Raw genomic sequence first — 20846 nt, 5'->3', positions numbered from 1 at the left:
CGGAGCCAACGCGTGGACTGCCCCGGAGATATCGGACCAGCCGGGCTCAACCGACGTAGCGCTGCCGGAGAGGCCGTTCGCGAGACCCTCGAGAAGTGAAGGAAGGTGGTCATGGGGCCGGTGTGCAAGATCATGCCTCAGGAGGAGTGGGACGAGTCGATCGGCGCGGGCAAGCCGTACGTGGCTGTCTCCGTGGCCGATCTGAGGGACGGATACCTTCACTGCTCGTCGGCTGAACAGGTTCCCGGGACCTTGGCCAAGTGGTACAGCGCTCTGGACAGCGTGATCGTGGTGACCGTCGACACCACCCGGTTGGACTCCGAGTTGAAGTGGGAACCGAATGCTGTGGGTGAGCTGTTCCCCCATATCTACGGCCCCATCGTCCCCGAAGCAGTCGCGGGCGTGGCGGAAATGCAGCGCGACAGCACGGGCGCGTTCGTGGCGACAGAAAAAGGAGAGTAGATGGCGTTTTACGAGTACCGCCGCTATCAGGTGGTTCATGGACGGATGGAGGAACTCAAGGATCGCTTCGCCGAGGCCACGATTCCCATGTGGAAGAAGGCCGGGATCGAGCCGGTGGCCTTCTTCGAGCCCAGAATCGGGGATCCCAACGTTCTCCACTACCTGCTCAAGTGGGACGATCTCGGGCGCCGCGAGGAGATCTGGGAAGCCTTCCGCGTGAATCCCGAGTGGGCGGCCGCTCGCAAGAAGAGCGAGGAGAACGGTCCGCTGCTCGAGGGTATGACCAACGAGATCTGGGTACCCACGGACTTCTCGCCCATGGGGTGACCCCTGCGGTCATAGCGCTCGTCGGCACGCTCGACACCAAGGGTGACGAGTACGCGTATCTCCGCGACCGGATACGCGAGGCGGGAGCGTCCGCGCTCCTGATCGACGCGGGGGTGCTGGGCCGTCCCGGCGCCACCCCCGACATCACCCGCCAGGCAGTGGCGGAAGCAGCAGGTCAGAGGATCGCAGACCTGGTAGCGGCCGGAGATCGGGCCGTTGCCTTGGGAGTCATGGGTCGCGGGACCGGGGCCATCCTGGCGGATCTGGTCGAATCGGGAAGTTGCTCCGGCGTGCTGGCCGTCGGGGGTTCCGGGGGTACCTCCGTGGCGGTCCGAGCGTTCTCGCAGCTTCCGTTCGGATTCCCCAAGATGATCGTTTCGACCCAGGTGGCGTCGGCCGGCGGGGCCCTCGCCGGAGGCTCGGATGTTCTGCTCATGTCGTCCGTGGCCGATATCGCTGGCTTGAATCGCCTCACTCGCCGGGTCCTCTCGACCGCGGCGGCGGCCATCGTGGGTGCGGTCAAGGCCCCGGCCGTGCCCGCCGGCGACCGGAGCCTCGCCTTCGCGACCATGCTCGGCCTTACCACCACTGGCGTCACCGCGGCCGGGGCCCGGCTCCAGCAGGTCGGTTACGAGGTGGTGACCTTCCATGCCACCGGAGAGGGCGGGCGGACGATGGAGAAGCTGATCGGGCCCATGGAGGTGAGCGCCATGCTCGACCTGACCACCGTGGAGGTAGCCGACGAGGTGGTGGGCGGAACGAAGCCGGCGGGAGGTGACCGGCTGAGGACGGCCGGCCGCCTCGGCATTCCCCAGGTCGTGTCCACCGGGGGTACCGACATGGTGCGCTTCGGGCCGCGGGACTCGGTGCCCGAGCACTTCGGCGACCGGGTGTTCCACGTCCACAACGACCTCGTGACGCTGATGCGAACCTCGCCGGAGGAGTGCCTGGAGATCGGGCGCGTTATCGGCGCCCGCCTGGCGTCGGCGACGGGTCCGGCGGTCCTGATAGTCCCGTTGCGCGGATCGTCCGCAATTGCCGTGGACGGGGGTCCTTTCCACGACCCGGCGGCCGACGCGGCTCTGGCCGAAGGGCTCCGGGGGTCGCTCACCGGTTCGGACGCGAGAATCGTCTGCGTGGACACCCACATCAACGATCCGGCCTTCTCGCGGGCGGCAGCCGACAGACTCCTGGCGATCCTGGAAGGAAATGACCGTGCCCCACAGCAATGACCTGGCGAACACCCTGGCCGCCAAAGCGCGACGGAACGAGACGATCGTGGTTGCCGGAGCGGGGACCGGTCTGTCCGCCAAGTGTGCGGAGGCCGGAGGGGCGGACGCCATCGTGATCTACAACTCGGGCAGGTACCGGATGGCGGGCCGGGGGTCGCTGGCCGGGCTCATGCCCTACGGGGACGCCAACCGGATCGTCCTGGAGATGACCAGGGAGATCGTCACCGTGGTCGACAGGATGCCGGTGGTCGCCGGGGTGTGCGGGACCGATCCGTTCCGCGATATGGCGAGGTTCCTGGAGGAGTTGGCGGGATGCGGGATCGCCGGGGTCCAGAACTTCCCGACCGTGGGCCTGATCGACGGCGGGTTCCGAGGCGCGCTGGAGGCAACCGGCATGTCCTACTCGGCTGAGGTGGAGATGGTCGGGGTAGCCGGCCGTATGGGGATGTTCACCATGCCCTACGTGTTCAGCGCCGACGAGGCGGGCGCCATGGCCGAGGCGGGCGCCGATGTGCTGGTCGCTCACGTAGGGCTGACCACCGGGGGCATGATCGGCGCCGCCGACCGGCGCACCGTCGGGTCTCTGGTTCCGGTGCTCGAGGAGATCTGCGGGGTTGCCGACGCGGCCGGGAGGTTCATTCCGGTCCTTTGCCATGGCGGTCCCATCTCGGAGCCGGCCGACCTGGAGGAGGCCCTTCGGCTGGTTCCGAGGCTCAACGGGTTCGTGGGCGCGTCCAGCATCGAGCGGCTTCCCACCGAGACGGCCATAGTCGAGCGCGTGGCCCGCTTCCGCGCGGTGCGCGGATGAGATCACGCCATCGCGGGAGCCGGTCCGTATCGCCCTGCTCCCGCAGGCGGGTGGCCGGTCGATGACCCGGCGGTCCGGAGCCCGGGCCGGCGGAAGTGGAAAGGCGTCGAGGCTGACGCCGAAGGTGCGAAGAACCTTCGTAGCGTTGCTGCTGGCGATGGCCATCGCCGCGATGGACTACACCATCGTGTCCACGGCCCTTCCGACCATCGTCGGCGAGATGGGCGCCCTCACGCTGCTTCCCTGGGTGCTGACCGCCAACGTGCTGGCGTCGACGGTCACGGTTCCGCTCTACGGCAAGTTGTCGGATGTCTTCGGTCGCCGGAGGCTCATGCACGTCGCCATCCTTCTGTTCGTCCTGGGCTCGTGCGCAGCAGGCCTGAGCCAGGACGTCGGTCAACTCATAGCTTGCCGGGCGGTACAGGGAGCCGGATCGGCCGGTCTGATCTCCCTCAGCTACATGATCATCGGCGACATGATCCCCCCGCGACAGCGGGGCCGGTACCAGGCGTACATAAGCGCGGTGTTCGCGGTGACCAGCGTGTGCGGACCCTTGCTGGGAGGCCTGGCGGTCGATCACGTCTCTTGGCGCCTTGCGTTCTATCCCAGCGTCGTGCTGGCCATGATCACCTTGACCGTGATCCGCCGCAACCTGGTCGATCCGCCGATGACCAGGGGGATCGCGGTGGACTGGCTGGGCGCGGCCCTCCTGGCGGTCGGGCTGGCAGCGATCCTGCTCGTGGCGAGCTTGGGCGTTGATCAGTACGCGTGGGACTCGCCGGTGATCCTCGCGACGATCGCCATCGGGGTGTTGGCGTTGGTGTGGTTCGTGAGGCAGGAGGGGAGAACCCCTTCTCCTATCCTGCCCCTCTTCCTCTTCCGGAACCGCGAGTTCTCGGCGGTCAACGCGACCAGCTTCATCGCCGGCTTCGGCCTCTTCCTCCCGCTGGCCTACCTCCCCGTCTTCCTGCAGATATCGTTGGCCATGTCGGCTACCCACTCCGGACTCCTTCTGGCCCCGATGCTCACCGCCTCCTTGGTGGGCAGCCTGGTGTCAGGACGGATGGTGGCGCGATGGGGGCGCTACCGATCGGTGGTGGTGGCGGGGACGGTCCTCCTCGGGGTGGGAATGGCGCTGCTCAGCACTATGAGCGTGTCGACCAGCCCCGCGGCCGCAGCCGCCTACCTCGTCGTCTTCGGCCTGAGCATGGGGATCCTGATCCCGGTCCTGATCCTGGTCATTCAGAACGCAGTCCATCCGCGGGACCTGGGCGTGGCGACATCGTCCGTCCAGGTGTTCCGCCAACTCGGCGGGAGTACCGGGGTAGCCGTGTTCGGTGCGCTGTTCAACGCCCGTCTCGCCGGCCTCCTCGCGGCCGGTCTCCCGCCTGACTCGCCGGTGTCCGGGCTCGACGTCAGCGAACTGGTCGCGAGCCCGGCAGTCGTGGCCACGATGGAGCCGTCCGTACGCGACGTCATCCGCGAGGCGGTGGCGCTCAGTTCCAGCCAGATGTTCCGGCTGGCGATCCCGGTGGCGGTAGCGGCGACCGTCGCCGGTCTGATGCTGCGGGGGCTTCCCCTCCGCGACGTCCCCCCTGATGAGCAGCCCGGTCCCTCACAACCGTCGGGGGAGAGGGGTCCGAGTCCAGGAACACATCTGTAACGCGTGTACATCTGTGTCTCGTGCCGTGGGTCGCCCTCTTCTCTTTCGTGAAGGTTCCCCTTGGCGGGATGTAGAACTCAGACAGCGCCACCCGCGGCCGGAAAACTACCCGATCTAGCGCTAAGCACCGATTCGCCAACTAGCAACTAGCAACTACAAACTAATCCCCGGCCCGGTCGGGAGCCGGCCCCTTACGGGTTGAGCAGGGTCCCGAGCCGCCGTCCGGCCACCATGAGTCCCACCGATCCGATCGCGAGCAGGTAGGCCGCGTGGCCGAAGATCCCCAGGTCGAAGGAGCTGAGGGTGAAAGCCCGGACCAGCTCGACTCCGTGATACAGCGGGGAGAGTTGGACGAGCACCCGGAGGGCCGGCGGGTACACGTCGAGCGGGTAGAAAGTGGCGCTGAACAGGAACAGGGGCATCATGAACAGCATGACCAGGTCGAAGTCCTGCCAGCTGCGCATGAAGGTGGTGGCCGCCATGCCGACCGCTCCGAAGGCAAAGCCGATCAGGGTCGCCGCCGGGATGGCCAGGATCACCAGCGGTGTAGCAACCAGGCCCATCGCCGCCATGACCACCACGAATCCGGTCGAGTAGAGGATTCCACGGATCAACGACCAGGTTATCTCCCCGATGGCGATGTCCCACGGGCGGAGGGGGGTGGCGAGGATGGCGTCGTAGACCTTGCCGTACCGGAGCTTGACGAAGACGTTGATGGTCGACTCGAAGACCGCACCGTTCATGGCCGACGCCGCCAGGAGGGCCGGTGCTACGAAGGCTGTGTAGCTGAGGGTGGTCCCCCCCGGGCCGGCTACTTCCCCGACCAGGCGGCCCATTCCGATCCCTAGCGAGAGCAGATAGAAGACCGGCTCGAAGAAGCCCGACACGAGGATCATCCATGCCCGCCTGGAAACGAGCATGTTGCGCTCGACCAGGCGCTGGGCGCGCAGCCCTACCAGCGGAGGCGGCAGGACCCGGAGGGCCAGGGTGCGGGTGGTCATACGTTCAGCCGCCGGGAGACGCGGCGGAAGGTGAGGGCAGCCCCCACGACGAATACCAGGACCAGGTATCCGACGTGCTGCCAGGCCGGAAGGGCGGAGTCGTGGCCCAGGGCCACCCGCCTGGCCAGTTCGACCGCATGCCACAACGGCGTCACGGTTGCCAACGACCGGAGCCAATCGGGTAGCTGGGTGATCGGGAAGAAGGTGCCCGAGAAGAGGTACATGGGCAGGATGCCGAAGCGGAACACAGCCGTGAGCGCTTCGGTGTTCTCCCGGCTGGCGGCGAAGGCGGTCATCGGGGCGACCGTGGCCAGGCCGATGAGTATCCCGATGGGCGCCAGAGCAAGGACGGCTGCCGGCGAGATGGCCCCCAGGCCGGCCGCCACCGCCCCGAAGACCACCGAGACCATCAGCACCCGGATGCCGGCCCAGATGAAGTGACCCCCGATCAGGCCGCGGGTGCCGGCCGGCGAGGCGACCACGGAGTGGTAGGTGCGGGTCCACTTCATCCCTGCGATCACCGGGAAAGACCCCTCGGCTGCTCCGGAGTGCATGGCGCTGGCGACGAGGAGTCCGGGGGCGAGGAAGGCCACGTAGCTGAGGCCTTCGAGACCGGGAGGGCCCGTTCCCCGGTCCACCAGCGATCCGAGGCCCAGGCCCATCGCCACCAGGAACAGGGCCGGGGTGGCGAACGAGGAGAAGGCCGACCCCTTCCAGACCCTCCGGTATGCGATGGCGTTCGCCTCGACCACCCGCAGCGCTCCGGGTACCTGCATCAGCCGGTCTCCGTCAGTCGACCAGGGTGCGCCCGGTCAGCTTGAGGAAGACGTCCTCGAGCGTGCTGCGGCGCACCAGCGCGCTCTCCGGCCGGAGGCCGAGCCGGTGTACCTCCCCCAGAGCCGAGTCGGCGTCGGAGGTGTAGAGAAGCGCCCGATCGGCCAGCAACTCGACCCGATCGGCCGTCCTGTGGAGCGTCGGCGCGGCCGGCTCCAATTCTCCGGCAGGGAAACGCACCTCCAACACCTCGCGAGTCGAATGGGTCTCAATGAGATCGCGGGGCGATCCCTCGGCGACGATGCGGCCCCGGTCCATGATCACCAGCCGATCGCACAACTGCTCGGCCTCGTCCATGTAGTGGGTGGTGATGATCTGGGTGACCCCGTCCTGCTTGAGCCTGTAGAGGCGATCCCACAACACGTGGCGGGCTTGGGGGTCGAGCCCGGTTGTCGGCTCGTCGAGGAGCAGTAGATCGGGCCGGTTGATCAGGCCCCGGGCGATAGTCAGGCGCCGCTTCATCCCGCCCGAGAGCGGATCCACCCGCGACGTACGGTGCTCTCCGAGCTGGGCGAAGTCGATCAACTCGTCGATGCGCGCCCGGATCTCGCGGCGGGGGATGTCGTAGTACCGGCCATAGATGTACAGGTTTTCCTCCACGCTCAGTTCCATGTCGAGCGAGTCCTCCTGGGGTACCACCCCCAGCCGGGACCGGATGCGTCGGCCGTCGGTAGCCGGATCGAGACCGAACACGCGCAGCCGTCCGGACGACACGGGCGATACGGCGCCGATCATCCGCATGGTGGAACTCTTGCCCGCACCGTTGGGACCGAGGAATCCGAACGCCTCTCCGGAGGCGACGGCGAAGCCGATCGCGTCGACTGCGGTGAAATCGCCGAACCGCTTGGTCAGACCGGCGGCTTCTACCAGGGGCTGCATGGCCGGAACTGTAGTTCTGGTTTGGTCGTGGTCAGTCTGTGTTGCGGTCGGCGTGCTATGGACCGCCATCGACGCCTCTGGATGCGTCCTGCTTCCTCAACGTACCCTGCGGGTACGCCTTCGTCAGCAGTCCTTGCCATAGACGCCGCTGCCGGTGCCATATCCCACCGCCGCCACACAGACCGACCACGGTGGTCTGCGTTTGGGGGTGGCGTGGTGTGGGCCGCCATCGACGCGTCTGGCTGTGTCCTGCTTCCTCGACGTACCCTGCGGGTACGCCTTCGTCAGCAGTCCTTGCCATAGACGCCGCTGCCGGTGCCATATCCCACCGCCGCGCCGCAGACCGACCACGGTGGTCTGCGTTTGGGGGTGGCGTGGTGTGGGCCGCCTTCGACGCGTCTGGCTGTGTCCTGCTTCCTCGACGTACCCTGCGGGTACGCCTTCGTCAGCAGTCCTTGCCATAGACGCCGCTGCCGGTGCCATATCCCACCGCCGCGCCACAGACCGACCGCGGGGACCTGCCACAAGAAACGAACGCGAATAGCGCGAACACGCCCTATTCGATACTCACAACTAGCAACTACCAACTACGAATTCCGGCCCGGGCACTGATTGCCACGGACCGCTCGGCGGCGTCCCGGTACAGGGCGCGTTCTTCGGTGGCCGTGAGCCAGGTGAGGCGCCTGTTCTCCATCACGATGTTGCCGTCGATGAGCACGGTGTCGACCTCGTTTCCGTAGGTCTGGAAGACGATCGCCGATGGCAGGTGATGGGTGGGCGTCGTCTGGGCGTGACCGAGGTCGACAAGGATGATGTCGGCGCGCTTGCCGGTCTCGATCGAGCCGATCTCGTTCTCCATCCCCACCGCGCGAGCGCCGTGGATGGTCGCCATCTCCAGCACCTGGTCGGCCGTCAGGGCCGACGGATCGTCCGCCAGCGCGCGATGCACCAGGACGAGGGTCTTCATATCCGACAGCAGGTTCACCGATCCGTTGCAGTTCACGTCATCGGTACCAACGGCGAGCGTCACTCCGGCCCGCAACAGATCCGGGACCGGAGCCATCCCCATGGCCAGGAAGCAATTGGACACCACCTGGGTGCAGCCTTTCACGTCGGCGTCCCTCAGGATCCGGATGTCCTTCGGGCTGAGGCCGACGCAGTGTCCGGCCAGGAGGCGGCGGTCCAGATGTCCCCGGGAGAGGAGATCCTCGGTGCTGCTCGGGCCTGGGTTCTCGACCCCGGCCGGTCCCTGCACCAGGTGGATGGTCCACATGGTGCCGTTGTCACGGGCTAGGCGGCGGCTGGTCTCGAACATGGCATCGGAGCAGATCAGCGTGCCCACGGGGGAAGGCCACACCTGGATCCTTCCTCCGGCTGTGCCGTTGTAGGTCCTGATCAAGCGGTCCAAATCCGACAGCAGCCGGTCGGTGGGACGCCAGTTGTCGACATGGACGACTTGCGGGTCCTTCTGCTGCAAGGAGCGGATGATGTCTTCCAGATGGTCAGGCTGCTCGTCGAACATCATCCGGGCCACCATCGCCCGGACCCCGGCCTCTGAGTACGCGGCGATCGCCTGTCCGATCGCGCCCACGGTGTCGTCGGGCCAGGCGTCCTCGTTGTCGACGAAGCAGGTCATGCCTGACCGGATCGCCTCGACGGAGTAGAGCAGGGCAGCCGTGCGGATGTCGGCCGGCCCGTACACCGCCAGCCCCGGATGCACGACGTTGGTCAGCCAGTCCCATACCCGGCGGCCCTCATTGGCCGCATACCCGCGCAGGAGGATCTGCGGGGCGTGGGTATGGCAGTTGATCAGCCCTGGAAGCACCGCCATCCCGGAGGCGTCGATGATCCGGGAGCCACGGGGTGGGCGGAGCTCGGATGCCGGGCCGACCCCGGAGATGTGCTGGTCCTCGACCACGACCACGCCGTCCTCGATGATCCGGCGGTCCGGATCCATGGTGACCACCGCGCCGCCGATGATCGACTTCATCGCCATGGTGAACTCACTCCCCGCTGTGGCGCCGCCCCAGTTCCTCGAGGCGGTGGCGGACCAGCAGGAGAGAGGAGATCCGCCAGGCGCCGTCGACCTTGCGGTATTCCTCGTGGTAGTAGCCGTATCCCCGAAGACCGGCCTTCCCCGAAGATTCCGGGTACTCGATGATGTCCACCATCGCCCAGATACCGCGAGCGGTGGTCTCCGAGAGTATCTCGATATCGGGCATGGACACCCGGTGGAACGAGTGGCGGTCGGCGAAGTCCTGGGCCGAGCCGGCAAAGCTGTCCGCGCCCTGGCCCTTCTTCCAGCCCTTGAATTCGTAGACGATGTCGTCGGTGAACAGCCGGCGCAGTTCGTCCCGCCGGTTCAGGTCCACGAAGCGGCAGTAGCGGGCCTTGAGGCGCTTGATGTCCTCTATCGCCTGCAGTCGACTTACTGCGTCCATCGTGTCCCTTTGCGTCCGGTGCCGGACTCCGACCGATACGGGAATCAACACTACAAGACGAGCTGCTGCTCAGGAGCCCGGTGGGCAAGGCGGTCAGGGGGTCAGCGAGTTCGCGGTGCTGCCTGCGGCCGATCAGGGAGCCGACCGGTCTGGTTGCAGGCTATCCGGGGATTCCGGCGGTAATGTTGAGCACCATTGCGGGTCTCCGCCGAGGAGAAGTCGGCGGTCCGGTATAGAGGGAGTCCATTGCAGTTCGGCTTCGTTATCGACCAGACGGCGTGCATCGGCTGCCACGCCTGTACGGTGGCGTGCAAGACCGAGCATGACGTACCCTTGGGCGTGAACCGCACCTGGGTCAAGTACATCGAGGCGGGGACCTGGCCCGACACCAAGCGGTCCTTCTCGGTCATGCGGTGCAACCACTGCACCGACGCTCCCTGCGTGTCGATCTGTCCCACCAACGCGCTGTTCCGGCGGGACGACGGGATAGTCGACTTCGACACCAGCCTCTGCATCGGTTGCAAGAGCTGCATGCAGGCCTGCCCCTACGACGCGCTCTACATCGACCCCCACGACAACACCGCCCAGAAGTGCAACTACTGCGTGCATAGGGTCGAGGTCGGGTTGGAGCCGGCCTGCGTGGTGGTCTGTCCGGAGGGAGCGATCATCTCGGGGGATCTCGATGACCCGACCACGCCCATCTCGCAGATGGTCCATGCCGAGCGGATGCTCCAGAGGTCCCCGGAGCAGGGCACTGCGCCCAACCTGTGGTACCGGGGAGTCGAGCCGGCAGCCATCGACCCGTTGGGGGCCGTCGACCCGGGCGACGGGGGTATCTGGCGCGATCCGGCCCCGTCGTTCATGACCGTCGACCTGACACCCCCGGCCGGCCGGAACGGCAACGGCGGGATGGGGGGCCGCCCGTCCTCACGCCGTGGCAAGGAGGACATCCCCCCTCGCGTCGTCTACAACACCGACCACCCGATGCCGTGGGGTTGGAGGGTGTCGAGCTACTTCCTCACGAAGGGCATCTCGGCGGGGATCGTCATGGTGCTGGCGCTCTCGTTGCTGTCGGGCGCGGGTACGGACAGCGCCTTCGCCCGGTGGGGAGCCCCTTTGATCGCCGGTATCTTCCTGGCCCTGACCGGTGTCCTGCTGGTATGGGATCTCAAGCGGCCCGACCGGTTCTACTACCTCCTGACCAAGGGCAACCCCGGGTCGTGGCTGGTCAAGGGCGCCTGGATCCTGGCCGCCCAGGCGGTGATCCTCGGCCTCTGGTTCGTGTCCGGGCTCGCCGGCGCAGGCTTCCTCCCCGTACTCATCTGGGCCGGGGCGTTGGTCGGCCTGGGCGTGGCCGGCTACACCGCCTTCCTGTTCGGCCAGGCCGAGGGCCGTGATCTCTGGCAGAGCCGAACGCTGCTGTGGCACATGCTCGCCGGCGCTTTCGCGGCGGGTGGCGGCGCGGGCCTGCTGGCCGCGCCGGTGTTCGATCTGGCGCCGACGGTCGAGCGGACGTTCGCGTGGGCACTTGTCGGCGGCGCGGCGGCGCTGGCCCTCGTAGCGGTAGCGGAACTCGTCTCGCGGCACCCGACCCGTAACCACGCCGCCGCCATGCACCACCTGACCAGGGGCGCCCATGCGAGAGAGTGGTGGCTCGGAGGCCAGGTGATCGGGGTGGTGGTACCCCTGGTGCTGGGAGCGGTCTTCCTGGCCGGCACCGGCGTCCCCCTCTGGGTGGCCGAGTTGGGAGGGCTGGCGGCTCTGATCGGGATCTGGTTCGCGGACGACGCGTTCGTCAGGGCGGGCCAGAGCGTGCCCCTGTCGTGAGCGGGCCCGGAGATCACCATGGATAGGGACCGGCGCGCTGCGGATCGCCTGCCTCGGCTGGTCCCCGGGACTGGCCTGGTGCCGTTCCCCCCGGCCGAATCCTGGGACGATTGGGAGGAGTACGACGCCAAGGCGTGGCCCGAGCGGGTCAGGCGGCGCTACCGGTTGGTGCCGACCACCTGTTTCAACTGCGAGGCCGGCTGCGGTTTGCTCGCCTACGTCGACAAGGACAGCGGCAAGGTGCGGCGCTTCGAGGGTAACCCGGAGCATCCCGGATCGAGGGGACGCAACTGCGCCAAGGGGCCCGCGACCCTCAACCAGATGTACGACCCGGAGCGGATCCTCCACCCGCTGCGAAGGGCCGGGCCCCGCGGTGGAGGAAAGTGGGAACGGGTCTCCTGGGAGGACGCCCTCGGAGACATCGCGGTCCGGATCCGCACGGCTCTCCAAGAGGACCGCCACGACGAGATCATGTACCACGTGGGGCGGCCCGGCGAGGACGGCTTCATCGACCGCATCCTCCGGTCCTGGGGGGTCGACGGGCACAACAGCCACACCAACATCTGCTCGTCGGGGGCCCGCACCGGTTACGCCATGTGGATGGGCTACGACCGGCCCTCGGCCGACTTCGCCAACGCCCGCTTCATCCTCCTGCTCTCGGCCCAGCTCGAGTCCGGGCACTACTTCAACCCCCACGCGCAGCGCATCATCGAGGCCCGCCAGGCGGGAGCGCAGGTGGCCACCATCGACCCGCGCCTCTCGAACACCGCCTCTATGTCCGATCACTGGCTGTCACCCTGGCCGGGTACCGAGGCGGCCATGCTCCTGGCCATCGCCGGCCGGCTGATCGAGTGGGACGCCGTGGACCACGGGTTCGTGCGCAGGTGGGTCAACTGGGAGGCGTCGCTGGCAGCGCGGGCACCCGAGCGGCCCCGCACCTACGAGAGCTTCCTCGAGCTGCTGCGCGAGACCTATGCCGAATACACGATCGAGTTCGCCGCCGCGGAGACGGGGGTGGACCCCGAACGCATCGAGGCCGTCGCCCGGGGCATCGCCGGGGCCGGGACCCGCTTCGCCTCCCACACATGGCGGGCCGCCGGATCGGGGAACCTCGGTGGCTGGCAGGTCGCCCGCTGCCTCTTCTTCCTGCACGTCCTCACGGGATCGGTGGGAACGGAGGGCGGCACCTCGCCGAGCGCATGGGACAAGTTCAAGCCCGAGCACTGGAACATGCCGCCCCCGGCCAACCGCTGGAACGAGTTGATATGGCCGGCGGAGTTCCCGCTCAGCCACTACGAGATGAGCTACCTCCTGCCGCACTTCCTCAAGGAGGGGAGGGGGCGTCTCGAGGTCTACTTCACCCGCGTCTACAACCCCATCTGGACCAACCCCGACGGCTTCACCTGGCTCGAGGCGCTCACCGACGAGGACCGGGTCGGCCTCCATGTATCGCTCAGCCCCACCTGGTCGGAGACGGCCTGGTTCGCCGACTACGTGCTCCCGATGGGGGTCGGCGCCGAGCGTCACGACACCCACTCCTACGAGACCCATGCGGCCCGCTGGCTCGGTTTCCGCCAGCCCGTGCTGCGGGTGGCAGGGGAGCGGGCCGGCCAGCAGTATGAGCGCACCTACGAGGCCAACCCCGGCGAGGTGTGGGAGGAGAACGAGTTCTGGATCGACCTCTCCTGGCGCATCGACCCCGACGGCTCCCTCGGGGTGAGGCAGTGGTACCAGTCGCCCACCGATCCGTCCCGGCCGGTCAGCGTCGACGAGTACTACGGGTGGATGTTCGACAACTCGGTGCCCGGACTGCCCGAACGGGCCGGGCAGGAAGGCCTCACCCCGCTCGAGTACATGCGCAAGTACGGGGCCTTCGAGATCGACCGCGACCGGTACCGGTTGAACGAGGAGGCTGCGGGCGCCGATCAGCCCGGGGTGGATGTCGACGGGGAGCGCAGGAGCGGGTTCGTCTCCCCATCCCGCCTGCTCGAATGGCACTCCGAGACGCTCGAATCCTGGAAGTGGGCGGATGCGGCCATACCCACGTACCTCAAGTCCCACGTGTACTGGCGTGATCTCGACCTCGAAGGCGACGAGCGCATCCTGCTCCCCATCTTCCGGCTGCCCACCCTCATCCACACCCGGTCCGGCAACGCCAAGTACCTGTACGAGATCAGCCACGGCCATCCGTTATGGATGAACTCCATCGACGCCGACCAACTCGGGTTCGACACCGGGGACCTGGTGCGCATAACCACCGACATCGGCTACTTCGTGATGCGGGCCTGGCGCACCGAGGGGATCAGGCCGGGCGTGGTGGCGGCATCCCACCACATGGGCAGGTGGCGTCTCGAAGCCGGCACGGGCAACGAACGATGGTCGTCCGCGCTGGTGGATCTTCGCCGCCACGACGGTGGTTGGCTGCTCCGGCACAAGGCCGGAATCGAGCCCTTCCAGTCAGAGGATCCGGACAGCGAGCGGATCTGGTGGCGCGACCCCGGCGTACACCAGAACCTGGCCTTTCCCGTCCATCCCGATCCCGTGTCCGGCATGCACGCGTGGCACCAGCGGGTCACGCTAGGCCACGCCGGCCCCGAAGACCGCTACGGCGATGTCTTCGTCGATACGGCCAGGTCGCACGAAATCTACCGAGAGTGGATGGAACGGACGCGTCCCGGACCCGGGCCGGGAGGCCTGCGGCGGCCCCGATGGCTGACCAGGCCGCTCCCTCCCGTTGCGGACGCCTTCGAGGCCTGACGGGACCGGCGGCCGTTTCGCGCTGCCGGCGCCTCTCAATCGTTCGGCGGGTAAGGCCCGACCGCAGCCTCTCCTCCCGGAGCAGCCGCCGGGAAGGCCGGAAGCGCCTCTGCCAGGGCAATCCAGTCCGCCTCGGATACCGGCTGGGTGGCGGCGGCGATGTCCTCCTCCACGTCCGAAGGCCGCCGCGGCCCGATGAGGGTGGTGGCGACCCGCTCCTGGCGCAGGCAGAACTGCATGGCCAGCGAACGCAGATCGACGCCGCGCCCCGCGGCCCATTCCCAGATCCGGCGGGCCCGCTGAACGTCGCGGTCTCGGAGCGTCCACATGCCGGTCGCGGCCCGGATGGCCACAATCTCGTGGGGGTCGACACCTGACAGCAATCCGGCCAGGAACGGCGCGGCGTTGATGAATCCCAGTCCCCGATCGGTCGCCAGATCGATGAGGTCCTCGGCGGTGGTCCGCAGCAGGTTGTAGTCGTAGGGACTTTGGATCACGTCGAACCGGCCCGACTCGATCCCGATCCTGAGGTACTCGTGGTTCTGGACGCCCAGGCCGATGGCGCGGACCGTGCCCTCCTCCTTCAGCCTCTCGAGGGCCGCCACGGCCCCGCCCTTCTCCACGACGGGATCCATGGTGGAAGGGTCATGGACCAGGGCGATGTCGATGTGCTCGGTTCCGATGACTGCCAGGCTCTCCTCGATGATCCACGTGGCGGTCTCGCCGGTCACGTCTCCCGGTCGAGCGGGATGGCTCCCCACCTTGGTGGCCAGCACCACCTGGTCACGGGGGAGCTCGCGCAGTGCCATGCCCACGCGCCGGTCGCTGTCGCCGCCGCGGTAGCCGGGCGCCGTGTCGATGTAGTTGAGGCCCGCCCGGAATGCGGTCCGGAGGGTCGCCACGGCAAGTTCGTCGGCAGCTTCCGGGTCGGTGACCGCCGGGTCGGCCGCCAGAGAGCCGGTTCCGATCCCGATCGGCGAGACACGGATACCCGTACGCCCGAGCGTTCGCTTCATCAGCGCATCTGCCATGCCAGTACTCCTCAAGAGGCCGAGGTCACACTAGAGGGTCGGACGTGACCCTCGGAGGCCGGAGTCATTCCGCCCGGTCAAGCCAGCGGCGGATACCGGCCTCCGCCGCCGACTTGAGCGGCTCCGGCGCCGTGCTGTGGACGATCGACGATCCGGCGATGGCGGCGATCCGCCGGTCGGAGAACCCGAAAGCGTCGCGGGCCAGCTCGTACTCGCTGAGCAGGGAGCACCCGAACAGGAGAGAATCATCGGCGTTGAGGCTGACCTGGACGCCGCTGTCCACCAGAGCCGGCAGCGGGTGTGCCTTCAGGCTCTCGACGGCGCCGACCGCGACGTTGCTGGTCGGGCACACGTCGAGGCATACGTCGCTGCGGGCGAGACGCCCGAGGAGAGCCTTATCCGCGGCCGCGGCGATCCCGTGCTGGATGCGCGCCGCTCCCAGGCCCAGGGCGGCGGATACATGGTCAGGACCGCCGAACTCGCCTGCATGGGGGACGAGCGCGAGTCCGGCATCCTTGGCGACCTCGAGGGCTTCAGTGAAGTCCTCGATGGGGTATGCCAGCTCGTCGTTTACCAAGCCGAACCCGCCGATGACGCCGGGATCCCCGCGTGCTGCGAGGCGCGCCTGGCGCAACGCGTCGGCGGGACCCAGATCGCGGTCGGCGGACACGATCAGCCTCGCCCCGATACCGACCTCGTCGCGGGCGCTCCGCATGGCATCCGCCACGATGTCGAGGATCAACTCGCCCGGCCCGATCACCTCCGTGAAACTGTCGAGGTACAGGGTCGGCTCCACCCACACGGCGCCGTCGATCGCGGCATCCTCGACCACCTCGAGGACCAGTCGGCCGAGATCTTCCGCATCGCGAATCACCCGGTTCGCAAGCACGTAAGTGGAGTAGAAGTGTCTGAAGTCGACGAAACTCTCGGGAATAGCGGTCGCCATCCCGGCCTCCGCTGCCAGTGCTGTGAGGGTCTCCGGTCGCATCGAACCCACCAGATGGAGATGCAGGTGGGCCTTCGGCAGTTCCCGGAGGTTCCGACGGGCCGGATCGGATTGGGCCATAATCAGAGTGAGAGGGTACCGAGAATCGGATCTTCGGGGTCCGCTCCTTGCCAAACCCCGCGGGCTTGGAGGGTGGCGGGTGAGCGAACCCCCTTTTAAGGGGTTGTCCAGTGCCCTCCGAGAGAGGTGTCGCGTATGGTCTCAGCAAGGTCGCTTCGGACCTCCGCCGGTCGATGGCGAAGGCGGCGGTCCTCCCGCACGAGTTCCGTGGGCACAGCCATCCTCTTCCTGCTGCCGGCCCTGCTGGTCATCGGGGTGTTCCACCTCTACGGGACCGGTCGCAACATCTACCTGTCGCTCACCAACTGGACCCTGGCCGGCGCCGACTTCATAGGCCTTACGAACTACATCGAACTGATCCAGGGCGGCGACTTCTGGAACTCGGTGAAGGTGACCTTCTTCTTCGCCTTCGTGGTGCCGGTGACGGTCATCGTGGCCATCCCGGTCGCCTACCTTCTCCACTACGTGATCCGCAAGAGCTATCTCTACCGGCTCCTGCTGTTCGTCCCCTTCATCGTTCCCACAGTCGCCACGAGCCTGGTCTGGGGGCTGGTCTTCGCTCCGAGCCCGACCGGAGTCCTGAACGCGTCGCTCCAACCCTTCGGCGTGAGACGGAACTCGTGGATCCTCGACTCGACCGGCGTTGTCGAGATGGTTGCGGGCTGGTTCGGCGCCACCGTTCCCGGCTGGGCCGAGGGCCCGAGCATCGCGATGGCCATCCTGCTGCTGGTCAGGTTCTGGCAGATGCTCGGGTTCACCGTCCTCATCCTGTACGCGGGAATGACCCGCATCGACCCCGACCTGCTGGACGCGGCCCGGGTGGACGGCGCCAGCGAGCCGAAGATCCTCCGCCGGGTGGTGGTTCCGGTGCTCTCTCCGACGATCCTGTTCGTGGTGGTCGTTTCCCTGGTGTTCGCCCTGCGCGAGTTCAACACGATCTTCGTCCTGACCCAGGGCGGGCCGGCCCGCACCACAGAGACCCTTTCGATGCTCATGTACCGGCAGTTCTGGGGCGACAACCTGTTCGCGCTGGGAGCGGCCACGGCGACCGCCCTCTTCCTGATCATCCTCCTGGTCACCTGGCTCCAGTTCCGGTTGAGCCGGCGGTGGGTGCACTACACGGCGGGGACGGTCTGATGGCTGCCGGCCACTCGCCCCAGACCAGAGTGTTCGCCCACGCGGTCCTGTTCCTGCTCTGCGCGTTCGCCCTGGCGCCCCTCTACTGGATGGTGACCACCTCCCTGAAGCCCCTCGACGAGGCCCTCCTGGTACCCCCGACCATCCTTCCCGAGTCGGCCTCGATCATCACCTACATCGACATCTTCCGCGAGACGATGATGGCGCGCTGGATAATGAACTCCCTGCTCGTAGCCACCCTTTCGGCGAGCGGGAACGTGCTGTTCGGCGCGTTGGCGGGCTACGCCCTGGTGAGGATCCGGTTCCGGGGACGAAAGGTGATACTGATGCTGATTCTGGCCAGTTTCATGATTCCCTTCGAGGCCACGTTCATCGCCAACTACGTGCTTATCAACGATCTCGGCTGGTACAACACCTACACGGCTCTGATCGTGCCGTGGGTGGCCGGGGCGTTCGCGGTGTTCATGTTCCGCCAGGAATTCCTGGGGATCCCCGATGACCTGTTCGACTCGGCCTACGTGGACGGCAGCTCGGAGGCCAGGGCTTTCTGGTCGATCGGGCTTCCCCTCGTGCGGGCAGCGGCGGTGACCGTCTTCCTGATCACGTTCATCTGGTCCTGGAACGCGCTCCTGTGGCCGCTGTTCGTCACGGCCGATGCGGAATTGCGCGTGGTGCAGCTGGGCCTGGTCTCGTTCCAGACGGAGGGCGCCGTATTCGTCAACATGTTGATGGCCGCGGCCGTCATCGGAATACTCCCCGTGGGTATCCTTTTCTTCATCGGTCAGAGGTTCGTCATCGAGGGTGTCACCCAGGGAGGCATCAAGTAGGTCGAATCAAATAGCTCGAAGAAGGCAATCGCGGGTCGGCCGAACGTGCGACGGAGTAACAAGGGAGAGGGCATGAGAAGAAGATCTTCCCGACCAAAGAGCGTGACTGTAGGGGCGCTGCTCATAGTCTTGGCGCTGGTTGCCGCAGCCTGCGGCGACGACGAGCCCGCCTCCACCACCGCGGCTGCGCCCGCGACGACTGCAGCGGCTACGACGACTGCTGCACCCGCGACGACCGAGGCCGCGCCTGCGACCACCGAGGCGATGGCGGAGGAGACGGCGACGACCGAGGCGGCGCCTGCGACCACCGAGGCGATGGCGGAGACCACCACCACGCTCGCGCAGCTCGAGCCCGCCACCATCCAGTTCTGGCACGTGTACAGCGGGCCGCTGGAGGAGGCGATGAACGAGTTGGTGGCCAGGTTCGAGGCGAAGTACCCGCAGATCGATGTCGAAGCCCAGTTCACGGGCGGCTACTACCCGACCTCCCAGAAGATCGCCGGCGCCATAGAGGCCAACGACCTCCCCAACGTGACCGTCGCCTTCGAGGACGCCGCGGTCAACTGGGGCAGGGCCGGAGTGCTGCTCGACCTGACCGGCTACGTCAACGATCCGGTGATCGGCGTCGACGTGGCCGACTTCCTGCCGGTGGAGATCGCCAGGAACACCTACCTGTCCGAGGGTGGGCAGATGCTCAGCTTCCCGTGGACGGTGGCCATTGCCGTCATGTTCTACAACCTGGACATGCTGAACGGTTTGGGTTTCGACGGTCCTGCCGAGACGTGGGACGAGTTCCTGGCCCAGTGCGAGGTGATCCTCAACGATCTGAACAAGAGCTGTTACTCCATACAGGTTGACGCCTCCATGTGGAACGCCACCGGCTTCACCTACGGCGGCTTCCCGACGATCGACGTGGATGCCAGGGCCACCAGATACGGTGAGGAGCCGTGGACGAAGGCTCTCGACCTGTTCGCCACCCTCATCGAGGAGGGATACGGCTTCCCGACGGTCGGCCGGGCCGACGAAGCGACAGCCAACCTGAGCGACTTCGCCTCCCAGCAGGTGGCCTACATCATGACCTCCAGCCGGTGGGTTCCCTTCGTCGAGGAGGGAGTGGCCGGTTCCTTCAACTGGAGCGTGGGGGCGGTTCCCCAGGAGCACGAGGGCGCCGACCCTGTAACGGTGCTGTTCGGTCCCAACGCGATCGCCTTCAACACGACCGAGGCCGAGAACCTGGCCTCATGGGAGTTCATCAAGTTCCTGTCGAGCCCGGAAAGCCAGGCCTACTGGGCGGCTACTTCGGGCAACCTGCCCAGCAGGTTGAGCGTCGGGGACTCGGCCGAGTACGCAGCCTTCCTGGAGACGTCGCCTCCGATGGCGGCTGCCTGGGAGATCCTGCCCTACGCTCTGTCGGAGCTGCCGATGACGGACGAGGGCAACTTGGGGCCGCCCCCGTTCTCCTTCCGGGTTCTCCAGCAGGACGTACAGGCGGAGCTGCTCACCGGCAACATGAGCCGTGAGGAGGCGCAGCGGAAGCTCGTGGAGGACGGCGCCACGCTGCTCGGCGAGTACTACGCGAACCTCTTCGACTCCTAGGCCCGATCCGAGTCCAACATGCCCGGTGCCGGTTGCTGATGGAAGGCGACCGGCACCGGCCTGAACGGAACCGGATCTGCGGGCGGGGATAAGCTCGCCCGGAGCGGGCCCCGCGGGGAGGAACCGATTTGAGACGACAAGCCATCCTGGAGGCCTTGCGCCGGCGCATCGCCACCGGCCAGGCGGTACTGGCGGCCGGGTGCAGCGCCGGAATAGTCGCCAGGTCCGCTGAGGAGGGCGGCGCCGATCTGATCGTGGTCTACAGCACGGGGCGGTCCCGCCTGATGGGCCTGCCGACCTGGCGGTTCGGGGATTCGAACCAGGGCACCCTGGAGATGTCATCCGAGATTCTCAACGTGGTGTCCACCACCCCGGTCATCGGCGGTATCGAAGCGAACGACCCCACCCGCAGGGATCTAGGCCGTTTGCTCGACCGGTTCGAGGCCGCCGGGTTCTCCGGAGTGATCAACTTCCCGACGCTCACGAACATGCCCGACCAGCGCAGGAGGGCGGAGATGGTCGGCTACGGCTTCGGGCGTGAGGTTGACGCGATCCGCCTGGCCCGTGGTCGCGGCCTGCTCACCATGGCGTACGTGGCCAGTGCGGAGGATGCAGCCGCCATGGCGGCCGGGGGAGCGGACGTGATCGTCACGCATTCAGGTCCCACCACCGGCGGAAGGGTCGGATACTCCGACGATCGATCTGTCGAGGCGGTCTGCGCGTACGCCCAATCGCTGATCGACGCCGCGGTGGCGGAGAATCCGGACGTCATCCCGCTCCTCCACGGAGGCAGGCTGGCCACGCCCGACGACGTTCGGAAGGCGCTGCCGCTCACCACGGCGGTGGGCTTCGTCGGCGCGTCGAGCATCGAGCGGATACCGGTCGAGCGGGCCGTCCGGAATACCGTACGAGCCTTCAGGAATCTGTCCACCGGCAGCGAACAGACGTAAGGAGGCAC

General features: G+C 67.2%; 18 protein-coding genes. 11 read left to right on the top strand and 7 right to left on the bottom strand.

The window, feature by feature from the left end; all coding sequences use genetic code 11:
• Nucleotides 1-111: 111 nt before the first annotated feature.
• The 5 genes from ACOQPD_RS10080 (at nucleotide 112) to ACOQPD_RS10060 (ending at nucleotide 4492) form a co-directional block, all read left to right on the top strand.
• On the top strand, nucleotides 112-462 hold the full coding sequence (locus tag ACOQPD_RS10080) for a DUF952 domain-containing protein (protein ID WP_420611829.1): 351 nt from the start codon (nucleotides 112-114) through the stop codon (nucleotides 460-462).
• The gene (locus tag ACOQPD_RS10075) at nucleotides 463-789 is read left to right on the top strand and encodes an NIPSNAP family protein (protein WP_420611828.1); all 327 of its coding nucleotides are present in this window, start codon (nucleotides 463-465) and stop codon (nucleotides 787-789) included.
• Nucleotides 786-2021 carry a Tm-1-like ATP-binding domain-containing protein gene (locus ACOQPD_RS10070; RefSeq protein ID WP_420611827.1) on the top strand — a complete coding sequence of 412 codons (1236 nt, stop codon included), beginning with the start codon at nucleotides 786-788 and terminating at the stop codon, nucleotides 2019-2021. Before ACOQPD_RS10075 ends, ACOQPD_RS10070 begins: the two co-directional genes overlap by 4 nt.
• Nucleotides 1999-2829, top strand: a complete 831-nt coding sequence (locus tag ACOQPD_RS10065) for a phosphoenolpyruvate hydrolase family protein (protein ID WP_420611826.1) — start codon at nucleotides 1999-2001, stop codon at nucleotides 2827-2829. Before ACOQPD_RS10070 ends, ACOQPD_RS10065 begins: the two co-directional genes overlap by 23 nt.
• Before the next feature lie 124 nt (nucleotides 2830-2953).
• Nucleotides 2954-4492 (top strand): MDR family MFS transporter, encoded by a 1539-nt coding sequence (locus tag ACOQPD_RS10060; RefSeq protein ID WP_420611825.1) that lies wholly within the window; start codon nucleotides 2954-2956, stop codon nucleotides 4490-4492.
• Nucleotides 4493-4683: 191 nt separating this feature from the next.
• On the opposite strand, the gene ACOQPD_RS10055 is transcribed toward ACOQPD_RS10060, so the two are convergent.
• From ACOQPD_RS10055 to ACOQPD_RS10035, 5 genes are all read right to left on the bottom strand, one after another.
• Entirely contained in the window at nucleotides 4684-5493 is an 810-nt protein-coding gene (locus ACOQPD_RS10055) for an ABC transporter permease (RefSeq protein ID WP_420611824.1), read from the bottom strand.
• Entirely contained in the window at nucleotides 5490-6269 is a 780-nt protein-coding gene (locus tag ACOQPD_RS10050; RefSeq protein WP_420611823.1) for an ABC transporter permease, read from the bottom strand. The genes ACOQPD_RS10055 and ACOQPD_RS10050 overlap by 4 nt, the downstream gene beginning before the upstream one ends.
• A 13-nt stretch (nucleotides 6270-6282) precedes the next feature.
• Complete coding sequence (locus ACOQPD_RS10045) at nucleotides 6283-7206, bottom strand: ABC transporter ATP-binding protein (RefSeq protein WP_420611822.1); 924 nt, start codon at nucleotides 7204-7206, stop codon at nucleotides 6283-6285.
• Between the two features lie 580 nt (nucleotides 7207-7786).
• Nucleotides 7787-9202 carry an amidohydrolase family protein gene (locus ACOQPD_RS10040; RefSeq protein WP_420611821.1) on the bottom strand — a complete coding sequence of 472 codons (1416 nt, stop codon included), beginning with the start codon at nucleotides 9200-9202 and terminating at the stop codon, nucleotides 7787-7789.
• 7 nt (nucleotides 9203-9209) lie between these two features.
• Entirely contained in the window at nucleotides 9210-9647 is a 438-nt protein-coding gene (locus ACOQPD_RS10035) for a nuclear transport factor 2 family protein (protein ID WP_420611820.1), read from the bottom strand.
• Between the two features lie 246 nt (nucleotides 9648-9893).
• Between ACOQPD_RS10035 and ACOQPD_RS10030 the strand changes: the two genes are divergently transcribed.
• On the top strand, nucleotides 9894-11474 hold the full coding sequence (locus tag ACOQPD_RS10030) for a 4Fe-4S dicluster domain-containing protein (RefSeq protein WP_420611819.1): 1581 nt from the start codon (nucleotides 9894-9896) through the stop codon (nucleotides 11472-11474).
• An 18-nt stretch (nucleotides 11475-11492) separates the two neighbouring features.
• On the top strand, nucleotides 11493-14231 hold the full coding sequence (locus ACOQPD_RS10025; RefSeq protein WP_420611818.1) for a molybdopterin-dependent oxidoreductase: 2739 nt from the start codon (nucleotides 11493-11495) through the stop codon (nucleotides 14229-14231).
• 35 nt (nucleotides 14232-14266) lie between these two features.
• Here ACOQPD_RS10025 and ACOQPD_RS10020 read toward each other — a convergent pair whose 3' ends face one another.
• Both ACOQPD_RS10020 and add read right to left on the bottom strand, forming a co-directional pair.
• Nucleotides 14267-15262: an aldo/keto reductase gene (locus tag ACOQPD_RS10020; protein WP_420611817.1), complete on the bottom strand. Its 996-nt coding sequence runs from the start codon at nucleotides 15260-15262 to the stop codon at nucleotides 14267-14269.
• A 64-nt stretch (nucleotides 15263-15326) separates the two neighbouring features.
• Complete coding sequence (add, locus tag ACOQPD_RS10015; protein ID WP_420611816.1) at nucleotides 15327-16328, bottom strand: adenosine deaminase; 1002 nt, start codon at nucleotides 16326-16328, stop codon at nucleotides 15327-15329.
• Nucleotides 16329-16535: 207 nt separating this feature from the next.
• Here add and ACOQPD_RS10010 point away from each other — a divergent pair, with 207 nt between their 5' ends.
• From ACOQPD_RS10010 to ACOQPD_RS09995, 4 genes are all read left to right on the top strand, one after another.
• A complete protein-coding gene (locus ACOQPD_RS10010) occupies nucleotides 16536-17465 on the top strand; it encodes a carbohydrate ABC transporter permease (protein WP_420611815.1) in 930 nt (309 codons plus the stop codon).
• Nucleotides 17465-18292, top strand: coding sequence for a carbohydrate ABC transporter permease (locus ACOQPD_RS10005; RefSeq protein ID WP_420611814.1), 828 nt, complete (start codon nucleotides 17465-17467; stop codon nucleotides 18290-18292). Before ACOQPD_RS10010 ends, ACOQPD_RS10005 begins: the two co-directional genes overlap by 1 nt.
• A 72-nt stretch (nucleotides 18293-18364) precedes the next feature.
• Nucleotides 18365-19888, top strand: a complete 1524-nt coding sequence (locus tag ACOQPD_RS10000) for an extracellular solute-binding protein (protein ID WP_420611813.1) — start codon at nucleotides 18365-18367, stop codon at nucleotides 19886-19888.
• A gap of 128 nt (nucleotides 19889-20016) precedes the next feature.
• Entirely contained in the window at nucleotides 20017-20838 is an 822-nt protein-coding gene (locus tag ACOQPD_RS09995) for a phosphoenolpyruvate hydrolase family protein (protein ID WP_420611812.1), read from the top strand.
• Nucleotides 20839-20846: the final 8 nt, after the last annotated feature.

Origin of the sequence: Candidatus Spongiisocius sp. (assembly GCF_965221825.1) — a bacterium.
In the GTDB taxonomy this organism is placed as follows: domain Bacteria; phylum Actinomycetota; class Acidimicrobiia; order Spongiisociales; family Spongiisociaceae; genus Spongiisocius.
This window is presented reverse-complemented; position numbering and strand designations above follow the sequence as displayed.

Bases quoted from the DNA above. Each gene is read 5' to 3' on its own strand.
- ACOQPD_RS10005 (WP_420611814.1), top strand. From the start codon at position 17,465: ATGGCTGCCGGCCACTCGCCCCAGACCAGAGTGTTCGCCCACGCGGTC.
- ACOQPD_RS10050 (WP_420611823.1), bottom strand. From the start codon at position 6,269: ATGCAGGTACCCGGAGCGCTGCGGGTGGTCGAGGCGAACGCCATCGCA.
- ACOQPD_RS10075 (WP_420611828.1), top strand. From the start codon at position 463: ATGGCGTTTTACGAGTACCGCCGCTATCAGGTGGTTCATGGACGGATG.
- ACOQPD_RS10025 (WP_420611818.1), top strand. From the start codon at position 11,493: ATGGATAGGGACCGGCGCGCTGCGGATCGCCTGCCTCGGCTGGTCCCC.
- ACOQPD_RS10035 (WP_420611820.1), bottom strand. From the start codon at position 9,647: ATGGACGCAGTAAGTCGACTGCAGGCGATAGAGGACATCAAGCGCCTC.
- ACOQPD_RS10040 (WP_420611821.1), bottom strand. From the start codon at position 9,202: ATGGCGATGAAGTCGATCATCGGCGGCGCGGTGGTCACCATGGATCCG.
- ACOQPD_RS10080 (WP_420611829.1), top strand. From the start codon at position 112: ATGGGGCCGGTGTGCAAGATCATGCCTCAGGAGGAGTGGGACGAGTCG.
- add (WP_420611816.1), bottom strand. From the start codon at position 16,328: ATGGCCCAATCCGATCCGGCCCGTCGGAACCTCCGGGAACTGCCGAAG.
- ACOQPD_RS10055 (WP_420611824.1), bottom strand. From the start codon at position 5,493: ATGACCACCCGCACCCTGGCCCTCCGGGTCCTGCCGCCTCCGCTGGTA.
- ACOQPD_RS10065 (WP_420611826.1), top strand. From the start codon at position 1,999: ATGACCGTGCCCCACAGCAATGACCTGGCGAACACCCTGGCCGCCAAA.
- ACOQPD_RS10045 (WP_420611822.1), bottom strand. From the start codon at position 7,206: ATGCAGCCCCTGGTAGAAGCCGCCGGTCTGACCAAGCGGTTCGGCGAT.
- ACOQPD_RS10000 (WP_420611813.1), top strand. From the start codon at position 18,365: ATGAGAAGAAGATCTTCCCGACCAAAGAGCGTGACTGTAGGGGCGCTG.
- ACOQPD_RS10020 (WP_420611817.1), bottom strand. From the start codon at position 15,262: ATGGCAGATGCGCTGATGAAGCGAACGCTCGGGCGTACGGGTATCCGT.